The organism is Streptomyces sp. NPDC058646, from assembly GCF_042716875.1.
Lineage (GTDB): Bacteria > Actinomycetota > Actinomycetes > Streptomycetales > Streptomycetaceae > Streptomyces.
In genome coordinates this window covers 12,682-29,562 of the sequence record NZ_JBHXRK010000045.1, presented here as the reverse complement: position 1 = coordinate 29,562, position 16,881 = coordinate 12,682, and the positions used below count along the sequence as shown (strand labels likewise).

Annotated in this window: 14 protein-coding genes; 9 read left to right on the top strand and 5 right to left on the bottom strand. The window is 73.5% G+C overall.

Annotated elements, in window-relative coordinates; translation table 11 throughout:
• Nucleotides 1-161 precede the first annotated feature (161 nt).
• The 4 genes from ACFWUZ_RS34005 to ACFWUZ_RS33990 all read right to left on the bottom strand — a co-directional run bounded on the left by ACFWUZ_RS34005 (nt 162) and on the right by ACFWUZ_RS33990 (nt 3,582).
• Nucleotides 162-1,199: an iron-containing redox enzyme family protein gene (locus ACFWUZ_RS34005; protein ID WP_384381622.1), complete on the bottom strand. Its 1,038-nt coding sequence runs from the start codon at nt 1,197-1,199 to the stop codon at nt 162-164.
• On the bottom strand, nt 1,199-1,465 hold the full coding sequence (locus tag ACFWUZ_RS34000; protein ID WP_384381620.1) for a CDGSH iron-sulfur domain-containing protein: 267 nt from the start codon (nt 1,463-1,465) through the stop codon (nt 1,199-1,201). The genes ACFWUZ_RS34005 and ACFWUZ_RS34000 overlap by 1 nt, the downstream gene beginning before the upstream one ends.
• Complete coding sequence (locus ACFWUZ_RS33995; RefSeq protein ID WP_384381626.1) at nt 1,449-2,090, bottom strand: HemK2/MTQ2 family protein methyltransferase; 642 nt, start codon at nt 2,088-2,090, stop codon at nt 1,449-1,451. The genes ACFWUZ_RS34000 and ACFWUZ_RS33995 overlap by 17 nt, the downstream gene beginning before the upstream one ends.
• 208 nt (nt 2,091-2,298) lie before the next feature.
• Nucleotides 2,299-3,582, bottom strand: coding sequence for an extracellular solute-binding protein (locus tag ACFWUZ_RS33990; protein ID WP_384381618.1), 1,284 nt, complete (start codon nt 3,580-3,582; stop codon nt 2,299-2,301).
• 373 nt (nt 3,583-3,955) lie between these two features.
• On the opposite strand from ACFWUZ_RS33990, the gene ACFWUZ_RS33985 reads away from it, so the two are divergent.
• From ACFWUZ_RS33985 to ACFWUZ_RS33970, 4 genes are all read left to right on the top strand, one after another.
• The gene (locus tag ACFWUZ_RS33985; protein ID WP_384381616.1) at nt 3,956-4,912 is read left to right on the top strand and encodes a GlxA family transcriptional regulator; all 957 of its coding nucleotides are present in this window, start codon (nt 3,956-3,958) and stop codon (nt 4,910-4,912) included.
• 113 nt (nt 4,913-5,025) lie between these two features.
• Nucleotides 5,026-6,024 (top strand): type I glyceraldehyde-3-phosphate dehydrogenase, encoded by a 999-nt coding sequence (gene gap / locus ACFWUZ_RS33980; RefSeq protein ID WP_384381614.1) that lies wholly within the window; start codon nt 5,026-5,028, stop codon nt 6,022-6,024.
• 147 nt (nt 6,025-6,171) lie between these two features.
• Entirely contained in the window at nt 6,172-8,175 is a 2,004-nt protein-coding gene (locus ACFWUZ_RS33975) for a hypothetical protein (RefSeq protein WP_384381612.1), read from the top strand.
• A 4-nt stretch (nt 8,176-8,179) separates the two neighbouring features.
• Entirely contained in the window at nt 8,180-9,658 is a 1,479-nt protein-coding gene (locus ACFWUZ_RS33970) for a branched-chain amino acid ABC transporter substrate-binding protein (protein ID WP_384381610.1), read from the top strand.
• Nucleotides 9,659-9,772: 114 nt separating this feature from the next.
• Here ACFWUZ_RS33970 and ACFWUZ_RS33965 read toward each other — a convergent pair whose 3' ends face one another.
• Nucleotides 9,773-10,303 carry a hypothetical protein gene (locus tag ACFWUZ_RS33965; RefSeq protein WP_384381608.1) on the bottom strand — a complete coding sequence of 177 codons (531 nt, stop codon included), beginning with the start codon at nt 10,301-10,303 and terminating at the stop codon, nt 9,773-9,775.
• A 288-nt stretch (nt 10,304-10,591) separates the two neighbouring features.
• On the opposite strand from ACFWUZ_RS33965, the gene ACFWUZ_RS33960 reads away from it, so the two are divergent.
• The 5 genes from ACFWUZ_RS33960 to ACFWUZ_RS33940 all read left to right on the top strand — a co-directional run bounded on the left by ACFWUZ_RS33960 (nt 10,592) and on the right by ACFWUZ_RS33940 (nt 16,663).
• Nucleotides 10,592-11,023, top strand: coding sequence for an NfeD family protein (locus tag ACFWUZ_RS33960; protein WP_384381606.1), 432 nt, complete (start codon nt 10,592-10,594; stop codon nt 11,021-11,023).
• Nucleotides 11,024-11,026: 3 nt separating this feature from the next.
• Nucleotides 11,027-12,118: an SPFH domain-containing protein gene (locus ACFWUZ_RS33955; RefSeq protein ID WP_384381604.1), complete on the top strand. Its 1,092-nt coding sequence runs from the start codon at nt 11,027-11,029 to the stop codon at nt 12,116-12,118.
• Between the two features lie 648 nt (nt 12,119-12,766).
• Nucleotides 12,767-13,219: an SRPBCC family protein gene (locus ACFWUZ_RS33950; RefSeq protein WP_384381602.1), complete on the top strand. Its 453-nt coding sequence runs from the start codon at nt 12,767-12,769 to the stop codon at nt 13,217-13,219.
• Nucleotides 13,212-14,801, top strand: coding sequence for a phytoene desaturase family protein (locus ACFWUZ_RS33945; RefSeq protein WP_384381600.1), 1,590 nt, complete (start codon nt 13,212-13,214; stop codon nt 14,799-14,801). Before ACFWUZ_RS33950 ends, ACFWUZ_RS33945 begins: the two co-directional genes overlap by 8 nt.
• A gap of 107 nt (nt 14,802-14,908) precedes the next feature.
• Complete coding sequence (locus ACFWUZ_RS33940) at nt 14,909-16,663, top strand: PP2C family protein-serine/threonine phosphatase (RefSeq protein ID WP_384381599.1); 1,755 nt, start codon at nt 14,909-14,911, stop codon at nt 16,661-16,663.
• Nucleotides 16,664-16,881 lie beyond the last annotated feature (218 nt).

Genomic DNA, 16,881 nt, shown 5'->3' with positions numbered 1-16,881 from the left:
AGAGCGTGCGTTGGGGCTCGTTCGTGCTGGTGGGGGGGTGGGGGGGGCCGGCGCCCCGCGCGCGCCTCTCGGGGGCGCGGCCCCCCGCCCCCCCCCCCCCCCCCCCCGCCCGTGCGGGGCCTCGCCGCCCGTTGCTGGACCTCTCAGTGCTCCGGCCGGCCTCAGTGCTCCGGCAGGGCCGTGCGCAAGGCGCTGCGGCCCCGTTCCCAGGCCCCGCGGATGTGGGCCGCGAGCCGGTCCTCGACCAGGACGGTCGCCGCGCAGCCGAACGCGATGTCCCCCTCCAGGTCCGGTTCGTCCGCGAGGAGGCCTCCGATGACCTCGTGGCGTACCACTTGCTCGTGGACGGCGTCGGCCTCGACGTGCTCGGCGTAGAAGTGTTCGGCCGCGGGGCCTGCTCCGCAGCGCCGCATCGCCCTGGCCAGGCGGCGGGACCCGGGGGACGAGGTGACCTCGACGCACGCGAAGTGGCCGACGAGCGCTCCGCGCAGCGCCCGGTGCAGTCCGAAGAGCGACATCAGGTTCACGGTCGCGAGCAGCGGCGCCGGGGCCTGGTCGAGGTAGCGGCCGTACGCCGGGTCCAGTCCGAGGTCGGTCATCAGCTCCGCGAAGAGCCTGGCATGGATGCGGTCCGCGCGGCCGGCGCCGAACTCGTCGTACTCGATGGCCACCATCGCGGCCTTGGCCCGCCCGGTGAGCCGCGGGATCACCCAGACGTGCGGGTCCGCCTCCTTGAGGTGGTAGAGGGAGCGCAGGGCCGCGTACTCGCGCAACTGCCACAGCTCGCCCTCGGTCTCCAGGCGGTGACTGAGGCTGTCGGAGAGGTCGACGGGCTCGACGAGCAGCGGGGCGAAGGCGTCCTCGACCGACCGGGGGGCATCGGACAGTTCGGTACGCAGGGCGTGCAGGAAGCGGGCCTCCAGGGCCTGGCGCAGCCGCAGCAGATCCGGATCCCATTCGCGTTCGCCGTCCACGCCGTCGAAGCCGCGGTAGTGGAGTTCGTACAGCAGGTGGAGTGCGAGCTGCAGGTCCTCGCCCCACGGGTCCGCCTTCAGGACGGCCCCGGGCGCGTACACCGGTGGGGTGCCCGACCGCAGGGCGCGCGTCACGGCGCCCGACAGCTCGCCGCGGCCCTCGACGAGGCGCGGGCCGGCGACGGCGCCTGCCGGGGCGGTGGCGGTCCGGCTGGGAGGGGTCATCACGCGTTCCTGTCCTCGGGCGGCGGCGCGGTGCGCTCGCGACGGCGGTGGCTGGTGTCGCACCAGGGGTACGTGCGACTGCGGCGGCAGGTGCACAGCGCGACCATGAAGCGGTCGGAGCGGGCCACCGTCCCGTCGTCCAGGACGACCTCGACGGGGCCCTCGACCAGCACCGGGCCCTGCGGTTCGACGGACACCCGCCGGGCCCGCGCCGCGGCGGGGGCCGCGGGAGCCGGGTGCGGGGAGCCGTCAGAGGTACCGGGCACGGATGACCACCAGTTCTTCCCATTCCTCGGCCTCGGCCGCCAGGCCCTGCTGCTCCAGCCAGGCCCGGCGCGACCGCAGGACGGGGCCCCACGGTACGGACGCGGTGGCGGTGACCTCCGCGGTCAGACCCGCCGCGCCCAGCCGGCGGAGGGTCTCCTCGGCACCGCACATCCCCGAGTGCACCATCAGCAGGACTCCGCCGCGCCGCAGCAGGGCCGGGGCGCCCGCGCAGATGCGGTCGATGATCCCGCGCCCGTCGGGGCCGGCGTCCCAGGCCCGCTCCGCGCCGCGCGGCGGGAGCCGGTGGCCCGGGGCGGGCACGTACGGCGGGTTGACGACGACCAGGTCGAAGCGGCGCCCCGCGGTGCGTGCCGCGAAGTCGCCGTGCAGGACGCGCAGCGGGAGCCGGTGGCGCCAGGCGTTGAGCCGGGCGGTCACCACCGCGGGCCAGGACACGTCGACTGCGGTGACGCGGGCTCCCCTGGAGGCGGCGTGCAGGGCCAGGGCGCCGGTGCCCGTGCCGATCTCCAGGACGTCGGGGCGGGAGCGCAGGTCCTCCTGGGCGAGCGCCTGGGCGAGGAGTCCGGTGTCCGCCTGCGGCCGGTAGACGCCTGGCAGGGCCATCAGGCCGGCAGGCAGCGTGGCCGGGAACTGAGCCGTACTGGGCACTGCGTACCTCCGGGTTCGCGTGCGGCCCGTGAGGCGGGGCCGCGGTGATGGGCGTCATGTGGCGGCTGCCCTGGGTGGAGCGACCCATCCGGATTTCCGTCGATCTTCAGAGGATCAAACGAATACCGGGTCCGATTTCATGGAGAGGCACATACGGCCGGCGTCAGTTCCTTCCTGCGGCGACCGCCTTGGCGGCGATGTCCTCCAGGACGGTCTTCGGGTCGCCGCCCGGTTCCACGGCCCGTCCGATGTTGCGCTTGACGGTGTCGCTGACCGTCACCCAGGTCGGGTCGTTCACCGGGTAGAGCCGGGCGGTCCGCAGCGCGGCCAGGAAGTCCTCGTCGGTCCGGCTGAGGCCGCCGCCTGCCGGAGTGCGCGCGGCGGAGGCGGTCGACGGGAGCAGGTGGTAGCGGCCGGCGAAGTCCGACAGGTTCTTGTCCTGGTAGACGAATTCCAGGAACCTGCCGATCTCCGCGCCCTTGCCGTTCTGCTTGAACGCGACCATCCAGTCGGCCACGCCCACGGTCGGCGGGCTCTCACCGGAGCCGAGCGAGTCCGACACCGGCATGGCGACGGTGCCGACACCGATGCCCTTCGCCGCCGCCTGGTGGGCGAGGGAGGGGTAGCCGTTGAGCATGCCGACCTCACCGCGCAGGAAGGCCGCGAAGGCGTCGGCCCGGTCGAGCCGGGCGGGCGGGGTGGGACCGAGCAGGCCGGGGGCGACCAGGTTGTCCTTGACCCACTGCCAGGTTTCGACGTTCTGCTCGGAGTCCAGGCTGTAGTTGCCGCTGCTGTCGGCGTACCCGCCGCCGTTGCTGACCTCCCAGATCAACGCCTCCGCATGCGCCTCCTCCGGGCCCAGCGGCATGGCGTACGGGTACGGCACGCCCTTGTCCTTGAGCGCCTTCGCGGCGGCCTTGAGCTGGGACCAGGTCTTCGGCGGCTCGGCGATGCCGGCCTTGGTGAAGAGGGCCTTGTTGTAGAAGAGGAGCCGGCTGCTCGCCACGAAAGGCAGGCCGTAGAGGCGGCTGTTGACGGTACCCGCCTCGGCGAGCGGCGGCAGGAAGTTCGCCTCGGCGCCGACCGAGAGGAGCTCTTCCGCGGAGTAGAGCTTTCCCTCGGCAGCGAAGTCCGAGTAGGAGCCCATGAGCGCCAGGTCCGGCGCCTTGCCCGCCTTGACCATGCGGGAGACCTCGCGGTCGATGTCGGACCACGGCAGGAGCTGGACCTCGACCTCGACACCGGGGGTGGCGGCCGTGAAATCGGCCGTCACCTTGTCCCAGTAGGCCTGGGAACTGGTGGCCCGGGTGTCGCCGTACTCGGCGGCGACCAGGCGGAGCGAACCGCTGTCGTCCGCGCCGCCGCCCCAACGACCGCAGCCGGACAGCGGTATCAGCAGGCCGAGCACGGCCGCGGTGGCGGCCGTACCGAAAATCCTTCGTCGCACGGGTGCATTCCCCTGATTCGGTATGGATCTCGTTACTGCTCATGTCACGTCGGGCCGGGGATTCCCTGTGGCCCGGTGGCCGGAATTCTCTCCCGATGCTGGAGTGATTGATTCCACTCCCGGCGCATGTGTGGTCGATGATCCGATGAAGGCTTTTGCCGCTGGTGTCTTCCCACATGCGGTCCATTGGTCCGACGCGCGTAGACCTCCCGATAGGCCCTTTTCCGGCTGTGGAAGGGGCTTGGGTACACCGAAGAAGGAGGAGGACGGGTTTCCGCCGCCCCCCTCGCGGAGGCGTCGGCCCCGCGCGTCCGGCTCGGCGCCGGCTGCGGCCGCACGGGGACCCGGTCCGGCCCGGCGTACCCTCGTCCCCGTGCCAGCCTCCCGCCTCCACCGCGTCGCCGTCCTCGTCCTCGAAGGCGCGAAGCCGCTCGACGTGGGCATCCCCGCACAGGTCTTCACGACCCGGGCGAGCATGCCCTACGAGGTGCGGGTGTGCGGCGCGGCACCCGGCCTCGTGACCGGCGGCGACGGCCTGTCGTACCACGTGACCCACGGGCTCGAGGCTCTCGCATGGGCCGACATCGTCTTCGTGCCCGGCTACCGGTTCCCGGACCGCGACGACCCGCCGCGGGACGTCATCGACGCGCTGATCGCCGCCCACGACCGGGGTGCGCGGCTCGCCGCCATCTCGACGGGCGCGTTCGCACTCGCGGCCACCGGGCTGCTCGACGGCAAGCGCGCCACGACCCACTGGCACTACGCCCGGGCCCTCGCGGCGAAGCATCCGCTCGTGCGGCTCGACGAGAACGTCCTGTTCGTCGACGAGGGGAGCGTCCTCACGTCGGCCGGCGCCGCCTCCGGCATCGACCTGTGCCTGCACATCCTGCGGGGCGACGTCGGCGTGTCCGCCTCCAACCACGCGGCCCGGCGTCTGGTCGCGGCTCCCTACCGCAGCGGCGGCCAGGCGCAGTACGTGCCCCGCAGCGTGCCCGAGCCGCTCGGCGAGCGGTTCGCGGCCACCCGCGAGTGGGCGCTGCGCCGGCTCGGCGAACCCCTCACCCTCGAAGCACTCGCCCGGCACGCCGGGGTCTCACCGCGGACGTTCTCCCGGCGGTTCGCCGAGGACACCGGGTACACGCCGATGCAGTGGGTCATGCGCGCCCGGATCGACGTGGCCCGCGAACTGCTCGAACGCTCGCAGCGCGGCGTCGAGCAGATCGCCGCCGACGTCGGTCTCGGGACCGGCGCGAACCTGCGGTCGCACTTCCAGCGCATCCTCGGCACCACCCCGACCGAGTACCGGCGCACCTTCACCCAGGGCGAATAGTCCTTGGGCGGCGCGCCATCGCTGGCGAGATCCTTTTGAACCATGGCGATCACGCCGCTGTCGCGGGCGGGCTCCGGGCGCGAACCTGAGGGCGAACGAAAGGGACATCGCTCATGACTCGCATCGCCATCAACGGATTCGGCCGGATCGGCCGCAACGTGCTCCGCGCGCTCCTCGAACGCGACAGCGACCTCGAGGTCGTCGCCGTCAACGACCTCACGGAGCCCGCCGCCCTCGCGCGGCTGCTCGCGTACGACAGCACCTCCGGCCGTCTCGGCCGCCCGGTGACCGTCGACGGGAACGCCCTCGTCGTGGACGGCCGCCGCATCACGGTCCTCGCCGAGCGGGAGCCGGAGCAGCTGCCGTGGGCCGAGCTCGGCATCGACGTCGTGCTCGAAGCCACCGGCCGCTTCACCTCCGCCGGGGCCGCCCGTGCCCACATCACGGCGGGCGCGAAGAAGGTACTGGTCAGTGCGCCGTCGGACGGCGCCGATGTCACGCTCGCGTACGGCGTCAACACCGACGCGTACGACCCGGCCCTGCACACGATCGTCTCGAACGCCTCCTGCACGACGAACGCGCTCGCGCCACTGGCCGCCGTGCTCGACGACCTCGCCGGCATCGAGCACGGCTTCATGACGACGGTGCACGCCTACACGCAGGAGCAGAACCTGCAGGACGGTCCGCACCGCGACCCCCGCCGCGCCCGCGCCGCAGGCGTCAACATCGTGCCGACGTCGACCGGCGCCGCTAAGGCGATCGGCCTCGTGCTGCCGCAGCTCGAAGGCAAGCTGTCGGGCGACTCGATCCGCGTACCGGTGCCGGTGGGCTCGATCGTCGAACTGAACACGACCGTCGCCCGCGACGTGTCGCGCGAGGACGTCCTGGAGGCCTACCGCGTCGCGGCGCAGGGGCCGCTGGCCGGCGTGCTCGAGTACTCGGACGACCCGCTCGTGTCCTCCGACATCACGGGCAACCCCGCCTCGTCGATCTTCGACTCGGCGCTCACCCGCGTCGAGGGCCGCCACATCAAGGTGGTCGCCTGGTACGACAACGAGTGGGGCTTCTCGAACCGCGTGATCGACACCCTCACCCTCCTCGCCACCCGCTGAACGACGGCCCCGCTCCCGCTGCCGCAGCTGCGGCAGCGGGAGTTGCGGGCGGACCGGAACCAACCAAGGGGCGGAAACCCCTGTCTGACTCCGGCTCCGGATGGCAGGCTCTACTCCTCGGAAGCGTCGTCCTGGGGGGGATCACACGTGAGGGAGCCGGGTACGGGCATGGGCCTGCGGGGCCGCAGCGGCATCCTGTCGCTGGTCGACGCCTGCCTGAAGGAGAACCCGGCGGCCGAACGGCCCCTGACCATGCTCCTCGGCCCGGCGGGCAGCGGTGCCAGCGAGGCGCACAGCGCGCTCATGGAGCACTTCGGGCCCGACTACCCCTTCGCCTTCGTCAACTTCGGCGGCGCCCAGTCCCTGCTGCCGCGCTACGCCCTGGGGTTGCTGGCCCGTCAGCTCGAACGCAAGCTGCCCCGCTACGGCCGCTCGCACTTCCCGCTGCTCAGCCTCGGCCTGCTCGCCTCCGACCAGGAGTTGCGCATGCGCAGCCTCGCCGAGGGCCGGCGCGCGGTGCAGCGCCGGCTGGACCAGTTCCAGGAGGAGAACGAGGCGCGGCACGGCGACTACCTGGCGGCCTTCTTCGAAGTGGGCATGGGTGCGGTCGGCATGCCCGAAGGCGCCTCCACCGCCGCCCACGCGCTCTTCCAGGACGCCCTGCGGCGCGGCCGGCGCACCATGCCCGGCCTGTTCGGCGGCAGGCTGGGCGGGCGGCTCACCGCCGGGGCCCACTGGTACGGACGCCACCCCATGACCCGCAGCGCGGACCCCATGGAAGCCCTCGTGGAGCTGAACCTCTGGCGTCACGAGGGCGACGGGAACGAACAGGAGCGGCTCGACCTCGTCCTCTTCTCGGCCTTCCTGGAGGACCTGAGGCGCAACACGGCCCGCAGCTTCATGCCCCGCTCCTACCTGCTGCTCCTCGACAACTCCCACACCGAGTACGGCCGCCGCTTCCTCGACCTGCTGCTGCGCTCCCGGCACGACGAGACGGTCGTGGCCGGTCACACCAGCGACCCGCTGACCGTCGTCGCCAGCTCCAACCGCTGGCTGCCCCGCTGGGGCCCGGCCACCGGGGACTCCTGGCCCTGGCAGCTGCGCGGACCCGACCGGGCTTCCCTGGCCGACTGGAACGCCCACCGGCCGACCCGTGACAGCGAGGACACCTGGTGGTACCCGCTGCGCCTGCGCGACCTCAACCTGGACGAGGTGCGGATCCGGATAGAGCTCCAGCTCGGCGGGAACAGCGACCTGGCCCCGCTGACCCGCCTCACCCCGTTCGTGCACCGGCTCACCGGCGGGCTGCCGCGCGCCGTGCACCAGGTGCTCGACGTACTGCGCCAGGCCGGGCCGCCGCCGGATTCGGGCCCCCAGCAGGACCGGTGGCTGCGTACGCTGCCCGACCGGCCGCTGCGGACCGGGGAGGAGTCCGCCACGCTGGCCGACACCGCCCTCGGCCACCTCCTGCGCGATTTCGACGGGACCCAGCGCGCCGCCCTCGCCGAATGCGCCGCCGCCCGGGACTTCTCCGTCGGCACGCGGCTGCTCAGCCCCGACGACTCCCTCTTCGGTGAGATCCGCTCCCGCTGGCTGCTGACCGGACCCGTCGCCGTCGTCCCCGTACTCCACCCGTGGCTGCGCCGGCTGCTCCTGTGGCGGCTGGCCGCGCGCCCCGACGGGTGGGACGCCGTGCACGAACTCCTCGCGGAGTACTACCGCGGCGAGGGCAAGCCGGTGCAGGAGATGTACCACCAGCTCGCCCGCGGGCGGACCGAGGAGGTCACCGCACACCTGACGCGGCGCTTCGCCGCGGTACCGGCCGCGCAGTGGATCTCCGAGTTCGACGCGATCACCTCCGCGCCGAACCGTCTCCCCGCCGACAGCGGACCCCTGGAGCTCCTCGCCGGGCTCGTCCCGCGCCGGCCCGGCCGCGTGATGGACACCGAGTCCGTCATCCACACCCTGGTGACCACCCGCTGGGTGTGGAGCGATCCGCTCGCCGATCCCGCCATGCGTCTGGGCGACCTGATCGCCGACGGCTGCACGCAGCTGTCCCAACTGAGGAGGAACGACATCGTGGCCCTGTTCAACGAGGCGGAGCGGTACCGTCACTGGCGCGATCCCCAGACCGCGGGCTGGGAGGGCTGAGCGCGTGCCCAGACTCGAATGGCCCCTGCACGTCGTGCGCCGCGTCGCCCTCGGCTCGGCGGCCGCCGTCGCCCTGGTCGCGGCGCTCTGGCTGGGGGTCGGCTGGCTGCAGGAACGCCAGGCGAGGTGCGCCGACGGGGTGGTCGAGCAGGGCCCGGACGACGAGTGCGTCGGCGTCACCGACGGCTCCTACGTCTTCGCACCGCACCTCGACGGTGTCAGCGCGAAGATCGAGGAGGAGAACCGCCGGGTCCTGGCCAACGCGGACGAGGAACCGTACGTCAGCGTCGCCTACTTCACGTCCTTCACGACCACCGCCGGGGACAGCAACTCCGCCGAGGGGGTCCGGCACGAGCTCCAGGGCGCCTACCTCGCCCAGTACCGGCACAACCAGGGCGACCTCTCCGCCTCCCCCAAGATCCGCCTGCTGATCGCCAATCCGGGCACCAGGTCCACGCAGTGGAAGCACACCGTCGACGAGCTGATCGCCCGCAAGGACTCCCCGGACCGGCTCGTCGCGGTGGCCGGCCTCGGCCCCAGTACGAACGAGAACCTGTCGGCCATACGGCGCTTCTCCGAACACGGCATCGCCATGGTCGGCGCCACCATGACCGCCACGAACATCCAGGGCATCAACGGTTTCGTCCGGGTCGCCCCCACCAACGAGGACGAGGCGTACGCGGCCGCCGGCTACCTCAAGCGGCGCGGCGTCGCCACCGCCGTCGTCATCCAGGACGTGGCGGAGGGGAACCTCTACGCCTCCACCCTCGGCACCGCCTTCACCAAGGCCTTCCAGGAGGGCGACAAACACAGGCTCGTCGCCGAGCGGATGACCTACGACTCGTCCGTCAGCAGCGCATGGCAGAACGAACTGCGGTACATGCCGGGCCAGTTGTGCCAGCAGCGTCCCCAGCTCGTGTACTTCGCGGGCCGCGGCCAGCACCTCACCCGCTTCCTCGACGCGCTGTCCAACCGCAGTTGCACCGACCAGCAGTTCACCGTGTTCGCCGGGGACGACACCACCAACCTGAGCGCGCAGCAGCTCGCCCACGCCGCCGAGACGGGCATCGAGGTGCTCTACACGGGCCTGTCCCACCCCGACATGTACCGCTCGGCGCCGCAGGCGGTGTCGGCTCCGTCCGCGAAGAACTTCCAGCCGGGCGGGCTGCTGGACCAGTGGTTCCCGCACGACCCCCGCGAGGACGGCGGGGCCCTGATGGGTCACGACGCGGTCCTGGCGGCGGCCCACGGCATCCAGATGGCCGCCCGCTGGCAGGGGCAGGTCGCCGGCGACGCGGTGGCCCGGATGTTCCACCAGATGGACGGCACCCAGCAGGTGGCCGGGGCCAGCGGGTTCATCTCCTTCCAGAACAACGGCAATCCGCGCAACAAGGCCGTCCCGATCCTGCGCCTCAATGCCAAGGGCCACGTCGAGTTCGTCGAGGTGTCCGCAGCGGAGGGCAAGCCACCGCAGGAGCAGTGACGCGGCCGCCCCGGCGCGCGGACCCGGTTGCCCGAGCCGCGCACCCCGGACGGCCACCCGTCCGGAGGTCCGGACACCCGCACGGCACGCTGACCGGCGACGGCCCGTGGCCGGTCAGCGTGCCCAGCCGGTGAAGCCCTCCCCGGTACGGCTCCGCCTCGCCCCGGACGGGCGCTCGGGTGCGACCGGCTCCAGGGCGGCGGCCATCACCCGGACCAGCCAGGCGTTGACGGACAGGCCCTCCCGGCCGGCTGCCTCCTCGGCTCGGGCCTTGAGGTGGGCGGGCAGCCGGAGGTTGATCCGCGCGGTGCCGCCCTCGTCACCGTCCGCCGCGAGGGGCGGAGCCGGCGCGGACAGCGGGGTGCGGGCCTCGGGAAGGGCTTCGCCGTACGGCTCCGGGGCCGGTGGCGGCGTCACGACGAAGGCGGGGTCCAGACCCCGCAGGCGTACGTCGACCGAGCCCGGGGCGAGGTCGCGGGTGACCTCGTCCATGGCGGCGGACAGGGCGCTCAGCAGCATGAGCCGCACGGCGGAGTCCAGCGGCGCGGCCAGCCTCTCGGCCAGGGCGCGGGCTTCGTCCCCGCCGGCCGCGGCGGCGACCGCCAGCTCGTGCCGGAGGTTGTGGACATACGGCGTGAGATCCATGGCGCCATTCTCGTGCACGCCCCCGCACCCGGGACGAGCGTGGCGACGGTGGGCCGGTGGGCCGGTGGGCCGGTGGGCCGGTGGCGCCGACTTCGATCCCTCACACGCCAGGATCTGCCATGTGCCTGCGGCAATCACAGGGGTGCGGTGGTGACCCCCACGGGCCGTGGCGGGGAACCACCCACAGGGCCCGGCACCTGAGCCCGGTTCCCTCCCGGCAAAAGCGGGTAAAGCATGAGAAAAGTGCTATATGCCGCGCTCTCCTTCCCGTGTCAGGAGGCGTAAGCGATGGATCCCTGGCTGATGTGGCTGATCGCCGCGCTGCTCCTGGGCGTGGCGGAACTCCTCACCCTCACCGCCGCGCTCGGGCTGCTCGGCGGCGCCGCGCTGCTCACCGCCGGGTTCGCGGCGGTCGGACTCCCCGTTCCGGGGCAGTTCCTGGTGTTCGCGCTGGTCGCTACGGCGGGCGTGGTGTTCGTGCGCCCCGCGGCCCTGCGCCGCCTCACCCCGCCGCAGAGGGAGCGCTTCGGCGTGGAGGCCCTGGTCGGCGGGGCGGCCCTGGTCACCGCCGAGGTGACCGGCCTGGGCGGCAGGGTGCGCATCGGCGGTGAGGAGTGGACGGCCCGCGCCTACGACGAGACGCTGGTGATTCCTCCCGGCGCGACCGTCGATGTCATCGAGATCAAGGGCACCACGGCACTCGTCTACCCCCGGGAGTGAGCCATGGAAGTATCGGCGTTCCTCATCGCCGGCCTGCTCGTCGCGGTCCTCGCGGTCTTCACCGTGGTCCGCGCGGTCCGCATCGTCCCCCAGGCCCGCGCGCGCAACGTCGAACGGCTGGGCCGCTACCACCGCACCCTGAATCCCGGACTGAACGTCGTCATCCCCTACATCGACCGCGTCTACCCGGTGATCGACCTGCGCGAGCAGGTCGTCTCCTTCAAACCGCAGCCGGTCATCACGGAGGACAACCTGGTCGTCGAGATCGACACCGTCCTGTATTTCCAGGTCACCGACCCGCGTGCGGCGGCGTACGAGATCGCCAACTTTCTCCAGGCGGTGGAACAGCTGACCGTCACCACGCTGCGCAACGTCGTCGGGTCCATGGACCTGGAGAAGACCCTGACCTCGCGCGACACCATCAACAACCAGCTCCGCGGGGTGCTCGACGAGGCCACCGGCAAGTGGGGGCTCCGGGTCAACCGCGTGGAGATCAAGGCCATCGACCCGCCGCAGTCCATCAAGGACGCGATGGAGAAGCAGATGCGGGCCGAGCGGGACAAGCGGGCCGCCATCCTCGGGGCCGAAGGGCAGCGGCAGTCGCAGATCCTCACCGCGGAAGGCGACAAGCAGTCCGCCGTCCTGCGCGCCGAGGGCAACCGGACCGCCGAGATCCTCCGGGCGGAGGGCCAGTCCCGGGCCATCGACGAGGTGTTCCAGGCCGTCCACCGCAACGACCCCGACCCCAAACTGCTCGCCTACCAGTACCTCCAGATGCTCCCCCAGCTGGCGCAGGGCCCGGGCAACACCTTCTGGGTGATACCCGGGGAGGTCACCTCGGCCCTCCAGAACGTCTCCCGCGCGTTCAGCGAAGCACTCCCCCAGTCCGCGGCCACCCGCGAGGCGTCCTCCGACGACCTGGCCGTCCAAGCCGCGAAAGACGCGGCGAAAGCGGCGGAAGCCGCCGCCGAGGCCCTCGCCGACGCGGCGGAGGCCGACAGCGAGGCCACCGGCGCGCTCACGGCACGCCGCGCGGTCGAGGGGGTCGAGGGACGGGGCGACGGGGCGGCGCCGCCGCTCGGTCCGTCCAGCTGAACCGCGGGTGGCCGCGGCCCTGACCGCCGCCGCGCCGGCCCCCGCGGGGTCAGTCGCCTCCGCCGCCGCCTCCGCCGCCTCCTCCGCAACCGCCGCCCCCGCCGCAGGACGAGCCGCCGCCCCCGCCGCCGCCCCACGAGCCCCGGCCCCGCCGCTTGCGCGACGGCCCCCCGCCTCCTCCTGTCGCCGCCACGATCAGCACGATGACGACGAACCCGATGGCCACCAGGATCTCCATGGCCCCGCCCCCCACTCCCTCGTTACGGTCCCCTGCGGTCCGTGTCAGAGGGATCCCCCGCGCGTTCGCCGGGCCAACCCCGCTTGAGGAACTCCAGAGGTTCGGCGCCGTGCGCCGGCCGGGCGGTGCCGCTGGTCCTCGGCCAGGGGGACGGCTCGGGTGTCCGCGCGCCCCTCGGCGGTCCACACCCGGCAGGCCTCCGGCCCGTACCGGACGAGAGCCTCTCCTGGGGCCGGCCCGGCCGGCGCCCGCGACGGAGGGATCCGCGAGCCGTGCGCGTGAGATGCGGCTCGATCGGGGTACGCGCACCATGACCGTGACGCCACGTCGTCGAGGACGACGACTGTGCCCGGGGCGCTGCCCCGCGGCAGCGTCGCGAACAGACCGCCCCGGCAGGAGGCACCACCCTCATGGCAGTCCGTCACCAGCTCATCCGGCGTCCCCCGTCCGCGGTGTGGGCCGTACTCTGCGATCCGTCCCTGTACGGCGAGTGGGTGGTGGGGCCCTCCAGCTCCACGCCGCTCGACGACGCATGGCCCCAGGTGGGCTCCCGGCTGCGGTACACGGTGCGGCTGGGCCCGTGGTCCACCGACGGGGTGACGACCGTCCGGCACCGGGACACGGGCCGGGAGCTGGAGCTGGAGGCGTCGTTCAAGGCCCTGGGCACGGCGAGGATCTTCCTCCAGCTCCGGCCGTGGGGCGAGGAGACGCTCGTCGTGTGCGACGAGCACCCGCTGCGTGGCCTGGGCGGGAAGCTGCACAATTCCGTGATCGAGGCGGCCCTGCAGTTGCGGCACCGGGGCATGCTGGCGCGCCTGGCCGGGCTCGTGGAGCAGGACCGCGCCGGGAGCGCCCGTGCCTGACGCGGTGGTGATCGGGGCCGGACCCAACGGGCTGGTGGCGGCCAACCTGTTGGTCGACGCCGGGTGGAGCGTGGAGGTCCTGGAGGCGCAGGAGGAGCCGGGAGGGGCCGTGCGCAGTGACCGCGGGGTGCACCCGGACTACGTGTCGGACGTCTTCAGCGCCTTCTACCCGCTCGCCGCCGCCTCCCCGGTCCTCGCCCGCCTCGACCTGGCCGCGGAGGGTCTGCGGTGGAGCCACGCCCCGGCCGTGCTGGCCCACCCGCTGCTGGACGGCCGGTGCGCGGTGCTGGAGCGCCGGGTGCAGGACACGTGCGCCGGCCTGGCCTGTTTTGCGGCTGCCGACGCCGACGCCTGGGAGAACTTGTACCGGACGTGGGCCCGGGTGGGACCGGACCTCGTGCAAGCCCTGTTCACGCCCTTCCCCCCGGTCCGCTCCGGGCTCCGGCTGGCCGCGAAGCTCCGCGCCGCCGGGGGGCTGCGGCTGGCCCGGAAGCTGGCCCTGCCCGTGCGCCGCCTGGGCGAGGAGGAGTTCACGGGAGAGGCCGGACGGCTGCTGCTGGCCGGCAACGCCCTCCACGCCGACCTGGCCCCCGAGGCGACGGGCAGCGGTGGTTTCGGCTGGCTGATGTCGATGCTCGCCCAGAGCCACGGCTTCCCGGTCCCCGCCGGCGGCTCCGGCGCCCTGACCGCGGCGCTCGTGAACCGCCTCCGCCGCCGCGGAGGCGTCCTGCGCTGCGGGGAACGCGTCGCGTCCGTCGTCGTACGCGGCGGCGCGGCGGTCGGGGTGGTCACGGCCGGCGGGGAAACCGTCAGCGCGCGGCGGGCGGTGCTCGCCGACACCTCCGCACCGGCCCTGTACCGGGACCTCGTCGGCGAGGAGCACCTGCCGTCCCGCCTCCTGCGGGACCTGGAACGCTTCCAGTGGGACTTCGCGACCTTCAAGGTCGACTGGGCCCTGACCGGACCGGTGCCGTGGACGGCACCGCAGGCCGCCGGGGCGGGAACCGTCCACGTGGCCGACGGTGTGGACGGCCTCACCCGCTTCGCCGCACAGATCGCCACGGGGCAGGTCCCCGACGAGCCGTTCGTCCTGTTCGGCCAGATGACCACGGCGGACCCCAGCCGCTCACCGGCCGGCACGGAATCGGCGTGGGCCTACACCCACCTCCCGCAGCACATCACCTCCGACGCCGGACCCGACCGGATCACCGGCCGCTGGGACGCCCGCGAACAGGAAGCCATGGCCGACCGCGTCGAAGCGCAGGTGGAACGGTTCGCCCCCGGCTTCCGCGCGCTCATCGGCGCCCGCCGCATCCTGGCCCCCACCACCCTCCAGGCCATGAACGAGAACCTGCAGGGCGGCGCCGTCAACAACGGCACCACCGCCCTCCACCAACAGGCGATCTTCCGCCCCACCCCCGGCACCGGCCGCCCCGAGACCCCTGTCAAGGGCCTCTACCTCGCCTCTGCCGCCGCCCACCCCGGCGGCGGCGTCCACGGCGCACCCGGCGCCAACGCCGCCCGGGCCGCCCTGCGGGCGCACGGCCTGCGCGGCCTGCTCCACCGTGCCCAACGCGTCTGACCGTGCCCGATGCGTCGGCAGGGAAGATCACGTGGCGTGCTGGTCCTGCCCTTAGGCTTGATGCGACAGCGTGCCGGACGGCAGGCCTCGGCGGCAGGGGGTTCGTGGTGAACCGGTTCGCACGTCTGGCTGCCCGCCTGCTCACCGCACCCCGGGGACTCGTGTGGGTGGAGAGCGGGGGCTCGGCGGTCGTCCAGCGCTGGCCCGCCGGCCCGGCCGCCTCCGATGCCCGCGCCGACGCGCTGTGCCGCCGGGTGGCGGATCTCGGCGGCCCCTTGGCCCTGCCGGGTGACGCGGCCGGGGGGATCGCCTTCGCGGGCATTCCCATGGCCGGGCCGGACGGGGCCCTGCTCGGCGTACTGGCCGTCACCGATGACGCGCCCCGCGTCTGGGACGAGGGCGATCTGCGCGACCTCGCCGACCTGGCAGCCGCGTGCAGTGCCCAGATGCGCCTGCGCCACCGGTCCGAAGCGGCCCAGCGCAGTCAGGTGGAGGCCGAGGAGGCCGCGGCTCTCGCGGAGGCGGAGGCCGACCGGATGGAGTCCCTCCTGGCACGCGCGCAGCTGCTCCTGCGGGCGTCGGAGGACCTGGGCGACACCCGGGGGATCCTGGAGGTCTGCGCGCGCGTGGGCGAGCTGGCGGGTGGCGACCTCAAGCCCTCGCACGTCGGCCTGGTCATGGTGGGAGACGACGGGCTGCTGCGGCAGGTCGTCGCGGGGCCCGGGAACGGCGAGCCCTGGACGGGACAGGGCGAGGCGCACGGGACGGGGGCGGCCTGGCCGGACGCCCGGGCGGTGCGGGAGGGGCGAACGGTCGTGATCCGCGACCGCCGGGCCCTGCAGTCCCATTACGCGCCCGAGGCGGTGGCCCGGTTCGACGCCCTGGGGCTGCAGACGCTGGTGTGTGTGCCCCTGCCGGCCGCCGAGGGGCTGCTGGGAGTGCTGGCGCTGGGCTGGGACACCCCGCACGTCGTGGATGCGGCCGAACGCGCCCTGCTCGTCGTCCTGGCCGACTACACCGCTCGGGCCGTGGCACGCGCCGTCTACCTCGACGAGCGGGTGTCGGTCGCCCGCCGCCTCCAGGAGGCCATGCTCACCGGCCTCCCCCAGGTCCACGGTCTGGAAACGGCCGCCCTGTACCGGCCGGCCGCCCACGAGGACATGGTCGGCGGCGACTGGTACGACCTCTACCCCCTGCCCGGCCCGGACGGCACGTGGGCGGTGACCGTGGGAGACATCACCGGTCACGACATCAGGGCCGCGACGGTCATGGGGCAGGTACGCAGCATGCTCCGCCAGGCCGACCACGATCATCACGGCCGGCCCCCGCACCACGCCGTCGAGGCGCTCGTCGCGGCGTCCCGGACCCTGGGCGTACCGACCGGCGGCACCCTCGTCCACGCCCACTTCACGCCCCGCCCCGACGGGTCCTGGCAGTTCGCATGGACCAACGCCGGCCACCCGCCCCCGCTCCTCGTCCACCCGGGCAGTCCCGGCGAACCCGCCCAGCGCCTCCAGGCCCACGATCCGCTCCTGCACCCCGCTCTGCCGGCGATGGCCCGGAGCACGCACAGCCGGCTCCTGGCCCCGGGCAGCACCCTCCTGCTCTATACGGACGGGCTCGTCGAGCACCGCGGCGGCGACCTCGACGACGCCATCGACCGGGCGGCGCGCCACCTGACCGCGGCCGACCCCCGGACGCCCCTGGACGAGGTCCTGCAGCACCTCGCCGACACCATCGCCCCGGCCCACCCCGAGGACGACACCGTTCTCCTCGCCGTCCGCATCGCGTCCCCGCGTCGGTACGCTGCAACGGGGCCGGACCCGGCCCCGAAGACGGCTGGTCACCGCTCCGGCGCATGACGTCCTGCCCGCCCGCCAGTGCCACGAGCAGGCCGTCAAGGAGCGCGCCCCGCCGTGCCTGCCGACACCGGCCTGCAGGGCGTCCGTACCGTACGTGACGCCGTCCTGAAGGCCGGCACGGTCCCCCTGGTGATCGCCCCGACCGGCGGCGTCCTGGGGTCCGGGGAGCTTCCGGTCGCCGTCCAGCGCACCTTCGCCGCCGCCCGCTCGATCGCTTT